The following is a 13,990-nucleotide window of genomic DNA, read 5'->3' as shown; positions in this document are numbered from 1 at the left end:
GGTTTTTTATTTATCTTTTTTGGTTTAAAATATTGTTAGGTATTTTTCCGTAAGATAGATTGAAAATTTCAATACATCGCCAATATTTCACTTTCTATACCAATTTCAATTTTTCCACAATTTTTCGGTCGTTGGCAAGGCGTTGTACTTTGTTTTGTCCGCCGAGTTTACCCAACGATTTCATATAATCAGAAAAACCATCTTTTGCCACTTGCGTAATTTTCAGCGGTTGCAGTACCTTACCTTGTATCAAATCAAAATAATACGAATTTTGCTCTTGCATCAGAGCATCGATTTTCAATGCAAGCGACTTTAAATCAGCAGGTTCATTCTCAAATTCGATAAACCATTCGTGATAAGGCAATTCGTTTTGGTCGGGATTTACCTGAGGAGCAACCGTAAATTCGGTAATGCGAATATCTGTTCCTGCTGTAGCTTTACGAATCGCTTCCTCAACTTCCTTAGCAATAACGTGTTCGCCGAAAGCAGAAATAAAATGCTTAATTCTACCCGAAACTACCACCCGATACGGCTTGGTTGAAGTAAATTGCACCGTATCGCCAATATTATACGCCCACAATCCTGCATTGGTTGAAATAATCATCACATAATTTACCCCAATCTCTACATCTTTGATAGTCAATCTTTTTGGATTTTCAAAAAAGAAGTCGTCTGCTTTGATAAATTCATAAAAAATACCTGAATTCAGCAGTAAGAGCATTCCTTTTTCCGTTTGGCTATCCTGATAGGCAAAAAAACCTTCCGAAGCTGGAAAAAGTTCAATACTATCTACTTTTCTTCCGATAAGATGTTCAAATTTTTGTCGATAAGGCTCGTAATTTACACCTCCGTAAATGAAAAGATGAAAATTCTTGAATAAATCACCCACATTTTTTCCCGATTTTTCCCGAAGTTTCTCAAAATACATCTGAACCCACGACGGAATGCCACTAATAACCGTCATATCCTCATTTTGAGTTTCTTGAACAATGGCATCTACTTTGGTTTCCCAATCATCAATGCAGTTGGTTTCCCACGACGGCATTCGGTTTTTTTGCAAATATTTAGGAACGTAATGTGCCGAAATTCCTGACAAACGCCCCAATTTGATGCCATTTTTTTCCTCCAAAACAGGACTTCCTTGTAAGAAAATCATTTTTCCGTTGACAAAATCAGCTTTTTGGGTCTGGTGAACATAGCATAAAATAGCATCACGAGCAGCCTGAATATGATAAGGCATCGAGGCTTTAGTAATGGGAATGTATTTCGCTCCGCTGGTAGTCCCTGAAGTTTTGGCAAAATAAATGGGTTTTCCTTGCCAAAGTACATTTTCTTCTCCTTCCACAACTCGCTCAATGTAAGGTTTGAAGGCTTCATAATCGCGAATGGGAACATTTTTCACAAAATCGGAATGTGAAATAATCTCTTGAAAATGATGGTCTTTCCCAAATTGGGTATTTTTGGCACTTTGGATAAGTTCTTGAAAGACTTTTTCTTGGGTCTCGACAGGACGATTTGCCCATTGGTCGATTTTCTTCCTTACCGAAGCGGCAAATATTTTGGCTAAAAAGGATTTTAGTGACATTCTTCAAGCAGTTATCTTACAATTAATCTCCCTATTTTGAACTACTTAAACTCAATATAACTTTTCGGATTCATTGGGTATCCGTTACTCCAAAGTTCAAAATGTAAATGCGGTCCTGTGGTTAATTCACCCGTATTACCAACAGTGGCAATCACCTCCCCTGCCCTAACTTGGTCACCTTGTTTTTTTACCATTGAAGCATTATGTTTGTAAACCGATACCAAATTCCCTTTATGCTCAATAATGATGACGTTTCCTGTAGCTATCGTCCATTCAGCAAAAATAACAGTTCCGTCGGCTACGGACTTTACTGCCGTTCCTTCAGGAGCCACAATATCAATACCATAGTGACGTGCTTGTGGACGATACTCGTTAGAAATCACTCCTGAAACAGGTGGAAATAACAAAATTTCTTTATTCTGATAAAGAGCCTTTTCAAAAACGTTATAACGATCTTCTTCAGCGACTTCTTGGCGTAATAATGAATCTTGCTTATTTGGGCTTAAATCAATCGATTTTGGGTCAAATTTGTAAGCCTCGTAAAGTGAATCTTTTTTAATTTCTTCGTGGTGAATGTCGCCTGTAAGTACTTTTTTGATTGAAGCCAAATACATTTCATTCTTTTTCATTTCATTTTCAAGTGAATCTAATTTGAATACCAAATTAATAGTTTCTTGTTTATTTTTCACTTCTGAAAAGCCTAAAATGTATTGTTTCAGAGGGGTATAAATGATAAGTAAAGTAGTTAAAATAATTACCAATAATGAAAAAAGTGAGCCAACGACAAAAATATTAAGCCTACTCAAACGCATAGAAGCCTTTTCTTCGAAAGTTTCCTCATCCATAAACACTAAGCGATACTTGCTCAGTAATTTACGTTTGATATATTCCTTTTTGGTTTCCTTTGCCGAACTCATTTCAAAGATTTTTTAGATGCGTTTGAATATTAAAAAATCAAAAGTTAGAAAACTGATACAAACTCTCAGAAAACTAACTTTTGATTAATAAAAATTACACAATATTTATAACTTGCTCAATTTGAGGAGCATATTTTTTTATAGTCATCTCAACACCACTTTTTAGTGTAAGCTGATTTACACTACAACCAATGCAATTGCCTTCTAACTTAACTTTTACAATCTTATCGTCCTGAATTTCCACCAAAGTGATATCTCCACCATCGCTTTGTAAAAATGGTCGAATTTCATTTAAGGCTTTCAAAACATTTTCTCTTACATTTTCTGATGTCATTTTATTTATTTTTTGAATACTATTTTTTGCTACTACACCCTGCCATTGTTGTAATTTTTATTGCTTCGGAAGGTGGCAAACTTTTGTTGCGTTCCGCTACACTTTGTACTACATTTCGGGCAAGTTCTACAAAGGCTTCGGCTTGTGGGGTATTTTCTTGCAACGCTGCAGGTCTGCCCACATCACCCGATTCTCTAATACTTTGCACTAACGGAATTTCTCCTAAAAAAGGTACATTTAAGTCTTCCGAGAGATGTTTTGCACCTTCTTTTCCAAAGATATAATATTTGTTATTTGGCAATTCTTCAGGAGTAAAGTAAGCCATATTTTCTACAATTCCCAAAACAGGAACATTGATGGTTTCCTGCTGAAACATTGCTACTCCTTTTTGTGCATCGGCAAGAGCTATTTTTTGTGGCGTACTAACCACTACAGCTCCCGTAACAGGCATCGCTTGCATAATACTTAAGTGAATATCGCCCGTTCCTGGAGGTAAATCCAACAATAAAAAGTCCAATTCACCCCAATCTGCATCAAAAATCATTTGGTTTAAAGCCTTTGCTGCCATCGGCCCTCGCCAAATTACAGCCTGATTTGGGTTTGTAAAAAATCCTATTGAAAGTACTTTCACTCCATAGTTTTCGATGGGTTTCATTTTTGATTTTCCATCTACATTTACTGATATTGGTTTTTCATCAGCAACATCGAACATTATAGGCATTGAAGGTCCGTAAATATCAGCATCTAACAAACCTACTTGAAAGCCCATTTTTGCCAATGAAACTGCCAAATTAGCCGTAACGGTTGATTTTCCAACACCACCTTTTCCTGAAGCTACTGCAACAATATTTTTAATTCCTGGAATAGGTTTCCCTTTAATTTCGGGACGTTCTGGAGCAATTACTTTTACATTTACAAAAACTTTTGCTTTTTCGTGAACCTCATTATGAATTGCCTTCATAATTTCGACTTCAGTGCGTTTTTTGGCTTGTAAACTCGGGTTGTTAATCACCACATCTACAACTACTTCATCACCAAAAACAACGATATTTTGTACAGCTCCGCTATCAACCATATTTTTTCCTTCACCTGGAACTGTAATTTTGCGTAATGCTTCTAAAACACTTTTTTTATCTATCTTTTGCATATTATTTACATCATCATTTACTTTTGAACAGATGATTTTCAAATATTAAAATTAAACATCAGTTTGAAGATATATTATCTACCTCGCAAATATACAATCTTATTTTGAAAAGCTAAAAATAATAGATTTTTTTTGGAAATAAATTAAGCAAAACACAAAATCAAATTACTTCTTATGATTTGAAGAAATTCAATCAACCTTTACTTTCTTCTTTAGATTGGGCAGAAAATAGGCAATCAATCCTAACAAAGGCAGGAAAGAACATAATTTGTATACAAACTCAATATCTGTCAAATCAATAATTTTTCCTAAAACAGCCGAAGCAAGTCCGCCCATTCCGAAAGCAAAACCATAAAAAAGTCCAGAGACCATACCTATCTTCTTGGGAAGCAATTCTTGCACATACACCAAAATCGCAGGAAAAGCTGATGAGATTACAAGTCCGATAATGACAATCAAAATAGCTGTCCATTGCTGATTCACATAAGGAAGTAACAACGCAAAAGGAGCAGCACCTAAAATAGAAAACCAAATCACAAACTTGCGACCAAATTTATCACCAAAGATACCCCCAAGCAACGTTCCTAACGCAGCAGCACCCAAAAAGTAAAATAAATAAACTTGTGCCTGAACTTCAGACAAACCAAATTTATGCATTGTATAAAACTGAAAATAGTTAGTAATTCCTGCAGTATAGAAATATTTAGAGAAAATTAAAACTAACAAAATTACCACCGAATTTGTAACCTGACGAGGTGTTAAATCAGGCATAACTATCTGTTTTTTAACTGATTTGTTATAATTCTTCAAGAAATTACTTCTCCATTTACCTATATATGAGAGAATTACGATTGCCAAAACAGCAAAAACTACAAACCAAAGTACATATATTTTTCCGTTAGGAATGACAATCCAAGCGATGAGAAGTGGAGCAATTGCTGTTCCAGAATTTCCTCCCAACTGGAAAATAGACTGAGCCAAACTTCGCTTTCCGCCCGAAGCCAAAAAAGCAACGCGTGATGATTCAGGATGAAAAATAGAAGAGCCTGTACCAACCAGAAAAACAGCAGTAAGTACCCAAGCATAACTTGTTGAATATGCCAATATTATAATTCCTAAAGTAGTAAACAACATTCCAAAAACCTGTGAGTAAGGCATTGGGCGTTTGTCAGTAAAATTTCCTACCAAAGGCTGAAAAATAGAAGCAGAAAGCTGATAACAAAGCGTAATAATTCCCACTTGTGCCATTGTTAGTCCAAACTCTTGCCGTAACTGCGGGTAACTTGCCGTGATTACTGCTTGAAGCAAGTCATTCAATAAATGAGCTATGGCTATGGCAAAAAGGATAGAATAACTTGTTTTGGATTGTGTTTGTTCCATTGTTTATTTTAAAAATGAAGACGCAAAAGTAAATCTAAAAACACTAAAAACAAAAGTACTTTCTTTTTCAGATTTGAAATAACCAAATCTAAAGTAATATTTTTGTAACTATCTTACTAAAAATCAGTTATTTTTTAAATCTTTTAGTACAAATAAAAATATAACAATATGATTATCAATAAAAAATTGAATAATCAAATTATGTAATTTACAGATAACTGGACAATAATTGTATATTTGTGGCTTGAAATTTGTAAATAAAACGCAATGAACGACTACATTACTGATAATTATAAAAAAGTTTCATTCTATTTGTTGCTTCTACCCATATTTATCGTAGGTGCGATTATTGGATTACTCTACTCACAAAACGCGTTAAACGTTATGGGATATGTAAATATTCAGAAAAATGTTTTTTATTTCTTGAATACAAAACTATCTCAATTTCCTATTTTGGAAGATAACTTAACACAAATTGGTGATGCTTTTATTGGAATGTCGCTGTTGAGTATTTTAATTATTTATACTCCAAAAATGTGGGAAGCGTTGTTGTCGGCTTCATTGGTATCTCTCGTTTTTTCAAAAACATTTAAAAAAATTTTCGACATTCCCCGACCCGCAACAATTTTTGACAATGATAGTTTCAACATCATTGGTGAAACTTTGGTTGGTTATTCCAGTTTACCTTCAGGACATTCAATAACAACTTTCACACTGCTTACTGTGTGTATGTTTGCTTTTGCTCCGAAGAAAACAACGTACAGATATTTATGGTTTATTTGTTTGGTTCTATTAGGATTGCTTATTGCCTTTACTCGTGTAGGTGTTGGAGCTCATCATCCATTTGATGTAATTATTGGTAGTACATTTGGATTTATATCAGGGCTTTTAGGAATTTTCATAACCAGAAAATATAAAATATGGACTTGGATAGCTAACAAAAAGTTTTATCCGATATTCATTCTGATATTCTTAGGTTGCTTGATAGTTATAATTACAAAAATAATTGATAAAAATTTGTTTGTTTTTTATCTGACCTTACTTAGTTTGATTGTTTCTTTATTTATAATAACAAAATCGTATGTTCAAAATTTTAAAAAATAGCTTAAGTCTCACGCGTTTTGCCGCGTTAATGAGTTTACTAAACTTTGTATTTTTTCATTATCCATTTTTCAATTTTGTATTTGAAAATATTGATTCCAAAAGTTTCAGTGGAATTATAACCATCATAAGTTTAGTAATTTTGATGCTGGTTGCAAACTTTTTTACTTTCTATTTAATATTCTTTTTATCCAGAAGAGTAGGTAAATTTCTGTTAGTTGTTTTCTTTATTCTTAATGCAATTGCGGTTTACTTTATCAATACGTACAGCATTATCGTAGATGAAAGTATGATTGGCAATGTACTCAACACCAATTACGAAGAATCAAGTAGTTTCTTTTCATTTAAGATGATATTATACGTCATTTTTTTGGGAATTATTCCGAGCATTTATATCACAAAAGCAAAAATAATTAAACCAAGTGTAAAGAAATTTTTTACTACTTTGTCACTTAGTTTAGTATTTATGATTGTATTGGCTTTTGCAAATGGAAGCAGTTGGTTATGGATTGATAAAAATTCAAAACAATTAGGAGGATTAGCAATGCCTTGGTCGTATGCTGTGAATACTTCTCTTTTTTATATTCACAAGTATCAAGAAAACCGAAAGGAAATTCTATTACCTGATGCTACTATAAGAGATAATGAAAAATCAGTAGTAGTTTTGGTAATTGGTGAGTCAGCACGAAGTCAAAACTTCTCGTTATATGGCTATTCAAAAAATACAAATCCATTACTTTCAAAAACCAAAAACGTATTTCATTTTCTGGCAACTTCCTGTGCTACGTACACTACAGCAGGTGTAAAATGTATTTTAGAACATCAAAATACGAACGATTTATATGAAATTCTACCAAATTATTTATACAGAAACGATATTGAAGTAATATGGAAAACTACCAATTCAGGAGAACCACCAATCCATATTGAAAAATATCAAACGGGAAGTTTCTTAAAAGAAAATTGCGAAGGCGAAGGTTGTGATTATGATGAAATTTTAGTTAATGGACTAAAAGAACAAATCACATCAAGCAATAAAAATAAAATATTGATTATTTTACATACCAGCACAAGTCACGGACCTACATACAACAAAAAATATCCGCCTCAATTCGAAGTTTTTAAACCTGTATGTAATAGTGTAGAACTTGCAAAATGTTCTCAGGAAGAACTTATGAATGCCTACGATAACACAATCGTTTATACAGATTACATATTGCATAAAGTAATTGAAAATCTGAAAGAACTAAAAGATTACAAAAGCACGATGCTTTATGTTTCTGACCACGGGGAATCTTTAGGTGAAAAAAATCTGTATATGCACGGACTTCCGATGAGTTTAGCACCAAGAGAACAATATGAAATTCCATTTATTGTTTGGGTTTCTGAAAATTCAAAACAATTAAAATCATTCGAAAACCTGTCTCAAAATCACGTATTTCATAGTGTACTAAATTTTTTAGCAATAGATAGCCCTATCTACAACGAAGAAATGAATATTTTTAAATAATCACACTACAATTAAAATAAAAAATCCTTTGCTTTTTTAGCAAAGGATTTTTTATATCAACTTTAAAGAATTACTTCTCTCCTACTCTACAATTAATTACTATTAAGTATTACAATTCCTTTTTGTAATAGCAAGTTATTAGGTAATAAAATTTCTTCACCTTCATTATTTCTTACCAACGTATAAAAAGCTTTTATTCCTATTATTTCTCCCTCAACAGGAAATTCCTTATCTACAAATTTTATTTTATCTCCTATTCGAAAAGGAAATGAAAAAAATACAATAATTCCTGCGGTTATATTACTCAAAATAGACCATTGTGCAAAAAACGCAACTCCAATTACAGTAAGCACCGAAGAGAGGAACAATAATAGTTGTTCACGCTTAATTCCCCAAATAGAAATTAGCATTACAGCAAATAATATAAAAATTAAATAATCAATATAACGCTTTACCAAAATTGTACGAGCTTCCGAGAAATTTGATTTCTTCGAGAATTTTTTAATGATAGTATCAGTAGCCAATCTAACAATAAAAAATACAACAACAGCGATTAATGTTGCAATAATTTGATTTCCGTACGTAGCGAAAAAATTAGTGTATAAAACCATACAATAAAGAATTATTTAAAAACTGAAGTGCAAAAGTAGTAAATTTAAGCTTACCTTTATTCAGAAAATAATCTATTTTTTAAATTCTTTTTTTAATCAATATCAGAAAAATTATTTTATTTGCAATTTTAAAAAATCAATAAAATGATAATTATTATAAATCATTATTTAGTTCCCAAAGGATATTCAGGCATAACGTTATTTCCTTTTATTTTTGTAACCAATAAAAAAACTCTCGAAAACCCTTATTTTCTGAATCACGAGCGAATCCATTTACAACAACAAAAAGAATTACTAATCCTACCATTTTATATTTGGTACATCATTGATTTTATAGTAAAACTTCTTAAATACAAAAACTGGGAAATTGCATACAAAAACATCATTTTTGAAAGAGAAGCCTACAAAAACGAAACAAATCTGAATTACTTAAAAGAAAGAAAACTATTTAATTTTCTCAGATAAGCGTTCCACGTGGAACATCTATAAAAAACCAGAAACACTAAAAAATACTTCAAAACTAAAATTACAAAATTTTTCTTTATAGATAAAAAGTTCCACGTGGAACAATGACTCATAAAAATTAAAAAATATATTGAATTTTTAATGTAATAAAATCAAATATAAATCATTTATCTAAAGGAAATATCTGACACTATAAATATTTAATAATGTTCCACGTGGAACATATATTTATAATAAAAAACTAAATTAATAAATTGATTTTCAAAATAATAACATAAAAAACAACAGAAAATAAATTGTTTTACAAATAAATAGTATATTTGCTTAATATATTTTGTATTTCATAATGAAAATAAAAGATTATAGCATTTCACAAGAAGAATTTGAACTAATCTACAATTCAAACTTAGAACTTTTTAAAACACAACCGATACCAAAAAACTTAAGTAAATACTACGAAAGTGATGCCTACATTTCACATACCGATAGTAAAAAAACACTATTCGATAAGGTTTATCAAGCAGTAAAAAACATCAATTTAAAAAGTAAAATACACATCATTTCTAAGTACAAAAATCAAAAAATTCAATTATTGGATATCGGTGCAGGAACTGGTGATTTTGTTTTGAGTTGCAAAAAACAAATGCATTGGGAAGCCACAGGTATTGAACCTAATGAAAAAGCAAGACAATTAGCCGAAAAAAAACAAATCCGTTTGCTTAAAAATTACGATGATTTAAAAGAAAAATCATTTGACGTAATTACCCTTTGGCACGTACTGGAACACATTCCCAACTTAGAAAACGAAATCCAAAAAATAAATTCACTCTTAAAAGAAGACGGAATCTTGATTGTAGCCGTACCCAATTACAAATCGTGGGATGCCCAGCATTACAAACAATTTTGGGCAGCGTATGATGTTCCCCGTCATTTATGGCATTTTTCAAAAACAAGCATTCAAAAAATTTTTATCCCAAAAGAATTTCAACTTTTAGAAATCAAACCGATGCTTTTCGACGCTTTTTACGTATCGATACTTTCAGAACAATACAAAACTGGAAAAAAGAATTTCATTAAAGGATTTATCAACGGAACGCGTTCAAACCTCTATGGAATGCGAAAAAAAGAGTTTTCATCACATATTTACGTCCTCCAAAAAGTAAAAAATGATTTTTAAGCCTATTTTTTTAATTATCTCGAGTAGAAATATAACTTTATACGGAAAATTTTTAAAAATAAAAATTTAAGCCATTTCTAAAACTCGATTTTTATAAACTATTTTTATAATTTCAAACTAAAGAATAAGAAAATCTAATAATTCAAAATAAATAAAGATATTCCACTTTTTGATTTTGAAATAAAACTTTATTACTTTTGCCCTTAGTACTTAACAGATTTATAAAAATGAAAAAAATTATCATTGGAGGTTTTGTCCTTTTCGGGTTGGTATCGTGCCAACAAAATAAAATTGCATTTGTTGATAACAGCAAACTACTTAATGAATATCAGGAAAAAAAAGATATTGAAAGTAAACTTAAAGAACAAATCAGTAAATATGAAAAAAAACGTGATAGTATTTCTCAAGCATTTCAGGCAGAAGCTAAAGCATTTGATGCAGAAGCCAGAAATTTATCACAAAACATAGCTCAAAAAAAATACAATGAATTAATGCAAAAAAGCCAAATTTTGCAACAACATCTACAACAAGAGGAGCAAAAAATTCAAATGGAAAGCCAAACTCAAATGGATTCTTTACTCAATAAAGTAAAAAAATCAGTGAAAGAATATGGCAAACAAAAAGGATATACTTTCATTTTGGGAGCTAATGACGGAGAAAGCGTTCTGTATGGAGATGACAAAAAAGATATCACAAACGAAGTAGTTAAACACCTCAATGAAAACTACAAAAAATAACACAATTTAAAAAATCCCAAAGAATAAAATCTTTGGGATTTTCTTTTTAACCAAATTGGTTATATTCTAATTCAATTCAGGATTTTCAGTAAAAATTTCATTTAATTTTTCTTTTCCTTCAGGAAAAATGCCTTGTGCTAACAAAAATATGCCAAAAATTAGAAGGATAATGCTTATCGTTCGTTTTATTTTGTAAATATGAAAAGCAGTAAGTTTATTTTTTAATTGCTTAGCTATCAATATTTTTATTACATCAACCAAAAAATAAATAATCACAATTGAAGAAAAGAAAACAATAATTCTATTTGTATCCATATCCAACCTCGGAGCAAAAACAATAATGATTCCTAACCAAAAACCTAAAACTCCAATATTTATAAAATTCAATAAAAATCCTTTAAAAAAAAGTGCCAAATAATTCGTTTTTTGGCATTGATTTTCATCTTCTTGAATATCAATTTTTTTATTAAAATCTTTTTTAAGTTTTATGAAAGAAATAATTCCGTATGAAATCATAATCAGCCCACCAACAATGAACAAAAGTGGGTCATCTTTCACTCGCTGAAGTATGCTACTGGTTGTAAAATAAACTATTAAAATAAAAACAACATCTGCCAAAACCACGCCTCCATCAAAAGCCACCGCAGCTCTAAATCCCTTAGTTATAGCCGTTTCCAGCAAAACAAAAAAAACAGGACCAATAGTAAAAGCTAACAAAACTCCTAAAGGCAAAGCAAGTAATATATCTGCAAACATTTTTATTCCTTTTGAAAAAATTGAAATTATACATCTGAAATCCAGAAATATAACTATTTTCAGTTAATGAGCTAACAAAAATAAAGAAAAAAGGAAAAAAATCAAAAAAATAAGGAAGAAGTTTTTGACCTCTTCCCTATTCTATTCTAATTATTTACAAGGAAACTCAATTTTATAGACAGATTCATTTACCAAATTTTTAAGTAATTTTTCATCGTAAAAGTTTAATCGTAAACTCTCGGAAAATGTAGATAACTTGATAGAAGCCAGACTTCTACGTTTTTGAAAATAAGATTGCTCTATTTTTACTTCCTGAATTTTATCTACTTGTAAATAGGTGGTTGTCAAATCCCAAATACTACTTTTTAGTACAATAAAATCATCTTTCAGGAAAAGTTTTTCATTTCTGTATGAAATATAAATGAGCAACAAAACAACAAAAAATAGAAATATTGGAATATAAGTAAAATGCAATAAATCAATAAAATACATAGTTAAAATAATCGTCAAAAGAGCAAAAAACAAATACATTGCCCGAATAATAACTTTCCGAGAACTCGGACGATAAAATTCTTTTACCTCTTGAAAATCCTTATCGTATATAAATCGAAATAATTTTCTCATTTCCAAAGCATTGATACCAGGAATCAATAAACCTTGTGTCTTTTTCTCTTCGTTTTTGGAAGAATCAATTTGTGAAATTCGTACCTCAAACAAATTCATCAACTTTTGAAAATAATTCTGCTGAAAATGAATCATCTGCACTTTTTTCGGCGGAACTGCCACAATGTGCGAATTTATAAGTCCGTAGGAAGCTAATAATCGGTTATTTTTAATTTGTATTTCATAATTATAATACGTTAATAATGTACGAATTAAATTAAAAATGATGACGAAAAGTATCAAAATAGACAAGAAAAAAATCCAAAAAAATATGGTTGAAACTGTATTTGAAAACTCAGATATCTGATTGACAAAATCGGAACGTTTTTCGTAAAATATATCAGTAATAAAGTCAATTATCTGATATGAAAAAGCAAACATTAACGATAATGTGTATAAATAATTTTGTGTAATTCCGATTTTAAATAAAGTTAAAATACTAATTTTCAGTGAAGTAAAATTATCATTTGCTTCCAAATTTTCATCAGTAATTCTATCTTTTTTAATTTCGGAAATAATTTGCTTTTCTGTCAAAATATCCTTGATAACCAAAGCCTTATGATAATCTATACCATTAATTGATATTTCCACTTTATCACTTCCTGCCGTGTCGATATCCACTTTGTAAAGTCCTACAATTTTATGTATAAACTTCTGATTTAGATGTACTTCGTGAATTTTATCAAATTTAACCACCATTTCCGATTTGTTTAACCAACCTTCACGGATAATCAATTCATCTCCAATAATTTGATATGAAAAATATTTATATTTTATATATTGAAAAATGAAGATAAAAACACTGATTACTAAAAATATACCTAAAAAAATTAAGAAAAATTGAAATTTATCATCAGAATTATTTCCCTTTTTAAAAAGAAATAGAGCAAAAGCACCCCAAAAGATTTTAAAATTACTCCAAAAAGATTTCGCTAAAACTAACCAAAATGCCTTTTTTGAAAGTTTATTCGGAATTGAAAAATCATAATTCATCATACTCATTATCAGTAGTTTCAATACGATTTAACAAAAAACTCTTCCAGCGTTCAGCTTCCTGTAAAGACAATCCAGAGATAGAAATATCACCATTGGAAGAAGCCGTGTACAAACACAAAGTAGCCAATCCCAAGCGTTTAGCATACCAACCTTGCTTGATAGTAATGTGTTGCAAACGAACATAAGGAATTATGTGTGTTACCTGAAAAACAATACCAGATTTATAAATAGCATCGTGCTGACGAAAAGCATATTTTTTATATTTATAACTTATTGAAATATATGAAATTACAAATACAAAAATGAGAAGAATACCAATAATAGCGTAATACTTTTCAACCTCATAAAAAATAACAAAAATTGCTAACAGAAGTACTAATCCAATTCCTGAAGCAATAAGAGCATTCATTTGAGCTATTTTCTTATAGTCGGAATGTAGATTGGTTAATGGTATTTGCTCATAATCAGGAATTTGGTTGATAGTAACTAAATCATTCATAATATAAATTATTTGGTGAATATAAAAACGAAAACAGTAAAAATTGCGAGATTATCGTAAAATCTCGCAATTTTTACCATTTGGCTTCGTAAATTTTCCGAACTAAATAAAT

At 30.6% G+C, this 13,990-nt stretch carries 14 protein-coding genes; 5 read left to right on the top strand and 9 right to left on the bottom strand.

What is annotated here, in order from left to right:
• Nucleotides 1-94 precede the first annotated feature (94 nt).
• From CGC48_RS05910 to CGC48_RS05890, 5 genes are all read right to left on the bottom strand, one after another.
• The gene (locus CGC48_RS05910; RefSeq protein ID WP_098028843.1) at nt 95-1,585 is read right to left on the bottom strand and encodes a GH3 auxin-responsive promoter family protein; all 1,491 of its coding nucleotides are present in this window, start codon (nt 1,583-1,585) and stop codon (nt 95-97) included.
• Between the two features lie 41 nt (nt 1,586-1,626).
• Nucleotides 1,627-2,502: a M23 family metallopeptidase gene (locus CGC48_RS05905; RefSeq protein WP_041991973.1), complete on the bottom strand. Its 876-nt coding sequence runs from the start codon at nt 2,500-2,502 to the stop codon at nt 1,627-1,629.
• 94 nt (nt 2,503-2,596) lie between these two features.
• Nucleotides 2,597-2,836 (bottom strand): NifU family protein, encoded by a 240-nt coding sequence (locus tag CGC48_RS05900; RefSeq protein ID WP_018278199.1) that lies wholly within the window; start codon nt 2,834-2,836, stop codon nt 2,597-2,599.
• 19 nt (nt 2,837-2,855) lie between these two features.
• The gene (locus tag CGC48_RS05895) at nt 2,856-3,983 is read right to left on the bottom strand and encodes an Mrp/NBP35 family ATP-binding protein (protein ID WP_098029771.1); all 1,128 of its coding nucleotides are present in this window, start codon (nt 3,981-3,983) and stop codon (nt 2,856-2,858) included.
• Nucleotides 3,984-4,172: 189 nt separating this feature from the next.
• On the bottom strand, nt 4,173-5,363 hold the full coding sequence (locus tag CGC48_RS05890) for an MFS transporter (RefSeq protein ID WP_041991968.1): 1,191 nt from the start codon (nt 5,361-5,363) through the stop codon (nt 4,173-4,175).
• A 267-nt stretch (nt 5,364-5,630) separates the two neighbouring features.
• Between CGC48_RS05890 and CGC48_RS05885 the strand changes: the two genes are divergently transcribed.
• On the top strand, nt 5,631-6,467 hold the full coding sequence (locus tag CGC48_RS05885) for a phosphatase PAP2 family protein (RefSeq protein ID WP_098028842.1): 837 nt from the start codon (nt 5,631-5,633) through the stop codon (nt 6,465-6,467).
• Nucleotides 6,454-7,974: a phosphoethanolamine--lipid A transferase EptA gene (gene eptA / locus CGC48_RS05880; RefSeq protein WP_098029770.1), complete on the top strand. Its 1,521-nt coding sequence runs from the start codon at nt 6,454-6,456 to the stop codon at nt 7,972-7,974. Before CGC48_RS05885 ends, eptA begins: the two co-directional genes overlap by 14 nt.
• A 92-nt stretch (nt 7,975-8,066) precedes the next feature.
• Here eptA and CGC48_RS05875 read toward each other — a convergent pair whose 3' ends face one another.
• A complete protein-coding gene (locus tag CGC48_RS05875; RefSeq protein ID WP_098028841.1) occupies nt 8,067-8,585 on the bottom strand; it encodes a mechanosensitive ion channel domain-containing protein in 519 nt (172 codons plus the stop codon).
• Between the two features lie 144 nt (nt 8,586-8,729).
• Between CGC48_RS05875 and CGC48_RS05870 the strand changes: the two genes are divergently transcribed.
• From CGC48_RS05870 to CGC48_RS05860, 3 genes are all read left to right on the top strand, one after another.
• Nucleotides 8,730-9,050, top strand: a complete 321-nt coding sequence (locus tag CGC48_RS05870; RefSeq protein ID WP_232780452.1) for a hypothetical protein — start codon at nt 8,730-8,732, stop codon at nt 9,048-9,050.
• Between the two features lie 346 nt (nt 9,051-9,396).
• Nucleotides 9,397-10,227, top strand: coding sequence for a class I SAM-dependent methyltransferase (locus CGC48_RS05865; protein ID WP_098028839.1), 831 nt, complete (start codon nt 9,397-9,399; stop codon nt 10,225-10,227).
• Between the two features lie 227 nt (nt 10,228-10,454).
• Nucleotides 10,455-10,964, top strand: a complete 510-nt coding sequence (locus tag CGC48_RS05860; protein ID WP_098028838.1) for an OmpH family outer membrane protein — start codon at nt 10,455-10,457, stop codon at nt 10,962-10,964.
• Nucleotides 10,965-11,030: 66 nt separating this feature from the next.
• Here CGC48_RS05860 and CGC48_RS05855 read toward each other — a convergent pair whose 3' ends face one another.
• The 3 genes from CGC48_RS05855 to CGC48_RS05845 form a co-directional block, all read right to left on the bottom strand.
• Nucleotides 11,031-11,720 (bottom strand): LysE family translocator, encoded by a 690-nt coding sequence (locus CGC48_RS05855; RefSeq protein WP_018278190.1) that lies wholly within the window; start codon nt 11,718-11,720, stop codon nt 11,031-11,033.
• A 150-nt stretch (nt 11,721-11,870) separates the two neighbouring features.
• A complete protein-coding gene (locus tag CGC48_RS05850; protein ID WP_098028837.1) occupies nt 11,871-13,385 on the bottom strand; it encodes a PH domain-containing protein in 1,515 nt (504 codons plus the stop codon).
• On the bottom strand, nt 13,366-13,878 hold the full coding sequence (locus CGC48_RS05845) for a PH domain-containing protein (RefSeq protein ID WP_098028836.1): 513 nt from the start codon (nt 13,876-13,878) through the stop codon (nt 13,366-13,368). The genes CGC48_RS05850 and CGC48_RS05845 overlap by 20 nt, the downstream gene beginning before the upstream one ends.
• Nucleotides 13,879-13,990: the final 112 nt, after the last annotated feature.

The sequence above is a fragment of the Capnocytophaga cynodegmi genome (genome assembly GCF_002302475.1).
In the GTDB taxonomy this organism is placed as follows: domain Bacteria; phylum Bacteroidota; class Bacteroidia; order Flavobacteriales; family Flavobacteriaceae; genus Capnocytophaga; species Capnocytophaga cynodegmi.
This window is presented reverse-complemented; position numbering and strand designations above follow the sequence as displayed.

Coding starts and splice junctions, on each gene's coding strand:
- CGC48_RS05890 (WP_041991968.1), bottom strand. CDS start 5,363: ATGGAACAAACACAATCCAAAACAAGTTATTCTATCCTTTTTGCCATA.
- CGC48_RS05855 (WP_018278190.1), bottom strand. CDS start 11,720: ATGTTTGCAGATATATTACTTGCTTTGCCTTTAGGAGTTTTGTTAGCT.
- CGC48_RS05885 (WP_098028842.1), top strand. CDS start 5,631: ATGAACGACTACATTACTGATAATTATAAAAAAGTTTCATTCTATTTG.
- CGC48_RS05870 (WP_232780452.1), top strand. CDS start 8,730: ATGATAATTATTATAAATCATTATTTAGTTCCCAAAGGATATTCAGGC.
- CGC48_RS05910 (WP_098028843.1), bottom strand. CDS start 1,585: ATGTCACTAAAATCCTTTTTAGCCAAAATATTTGCCGCTTCGGTAAGG.
- CGC48_RS05905 (WP_041991973.1), bottom strand. CDS start 2,502: ATGAGTTCGGCAAAGGAAACCAAAAAGGAATATATCAAACGTAAATTA.
- CGC48_RS05860 (WP_098028838.1), top strand. CDS start 10,455: ATGAAAAAAATTATCATTGGAGGTTTTGTCCTTTTCGGGTTGGTATCG.
- CGC48_RS05865 (WP_098028839.1), top strand. CDS start 9,397: ATGAAAATAAAAGATTATAGCATTTCACAAGAAGAATTTGAACTAATC.
- CGC48_RS05845 (WP_098028836.1), bottom strand. CDS start 13,878: ATGAATGATTTAGTTACTATCAACCAAATTCCTGATTATGAGCAAATA.
- CGC48_RS05900 (WP_018278199.1), bottom strand. CDS start 2,836: ATGACATCAGAAAATGTAAGAGAAAATGTTTTGAAAGCCTTAAATGAA.
- CGC48_RS05895 (WP_098029771.1), bottom strand. CDS start 3,983: ATGCAAAAGATAGATAAAAAAAGTGTTTTAGAAGCATTACGCAAAATT.
- CGC48_RS05850 (WP_098028837.1), bottom strand. CDS start 13,385: ATGAGTATGATGAATTATGATTTTTCAATTCCGAATAAACTTTCAAAA.
- CGC48_RS05875 (WP_098028841.1), bottom strand. CDS start 8,585: ATGGTTTTATACACTAATTTTTTCGCTACGTACGGAAATCAAATTATT.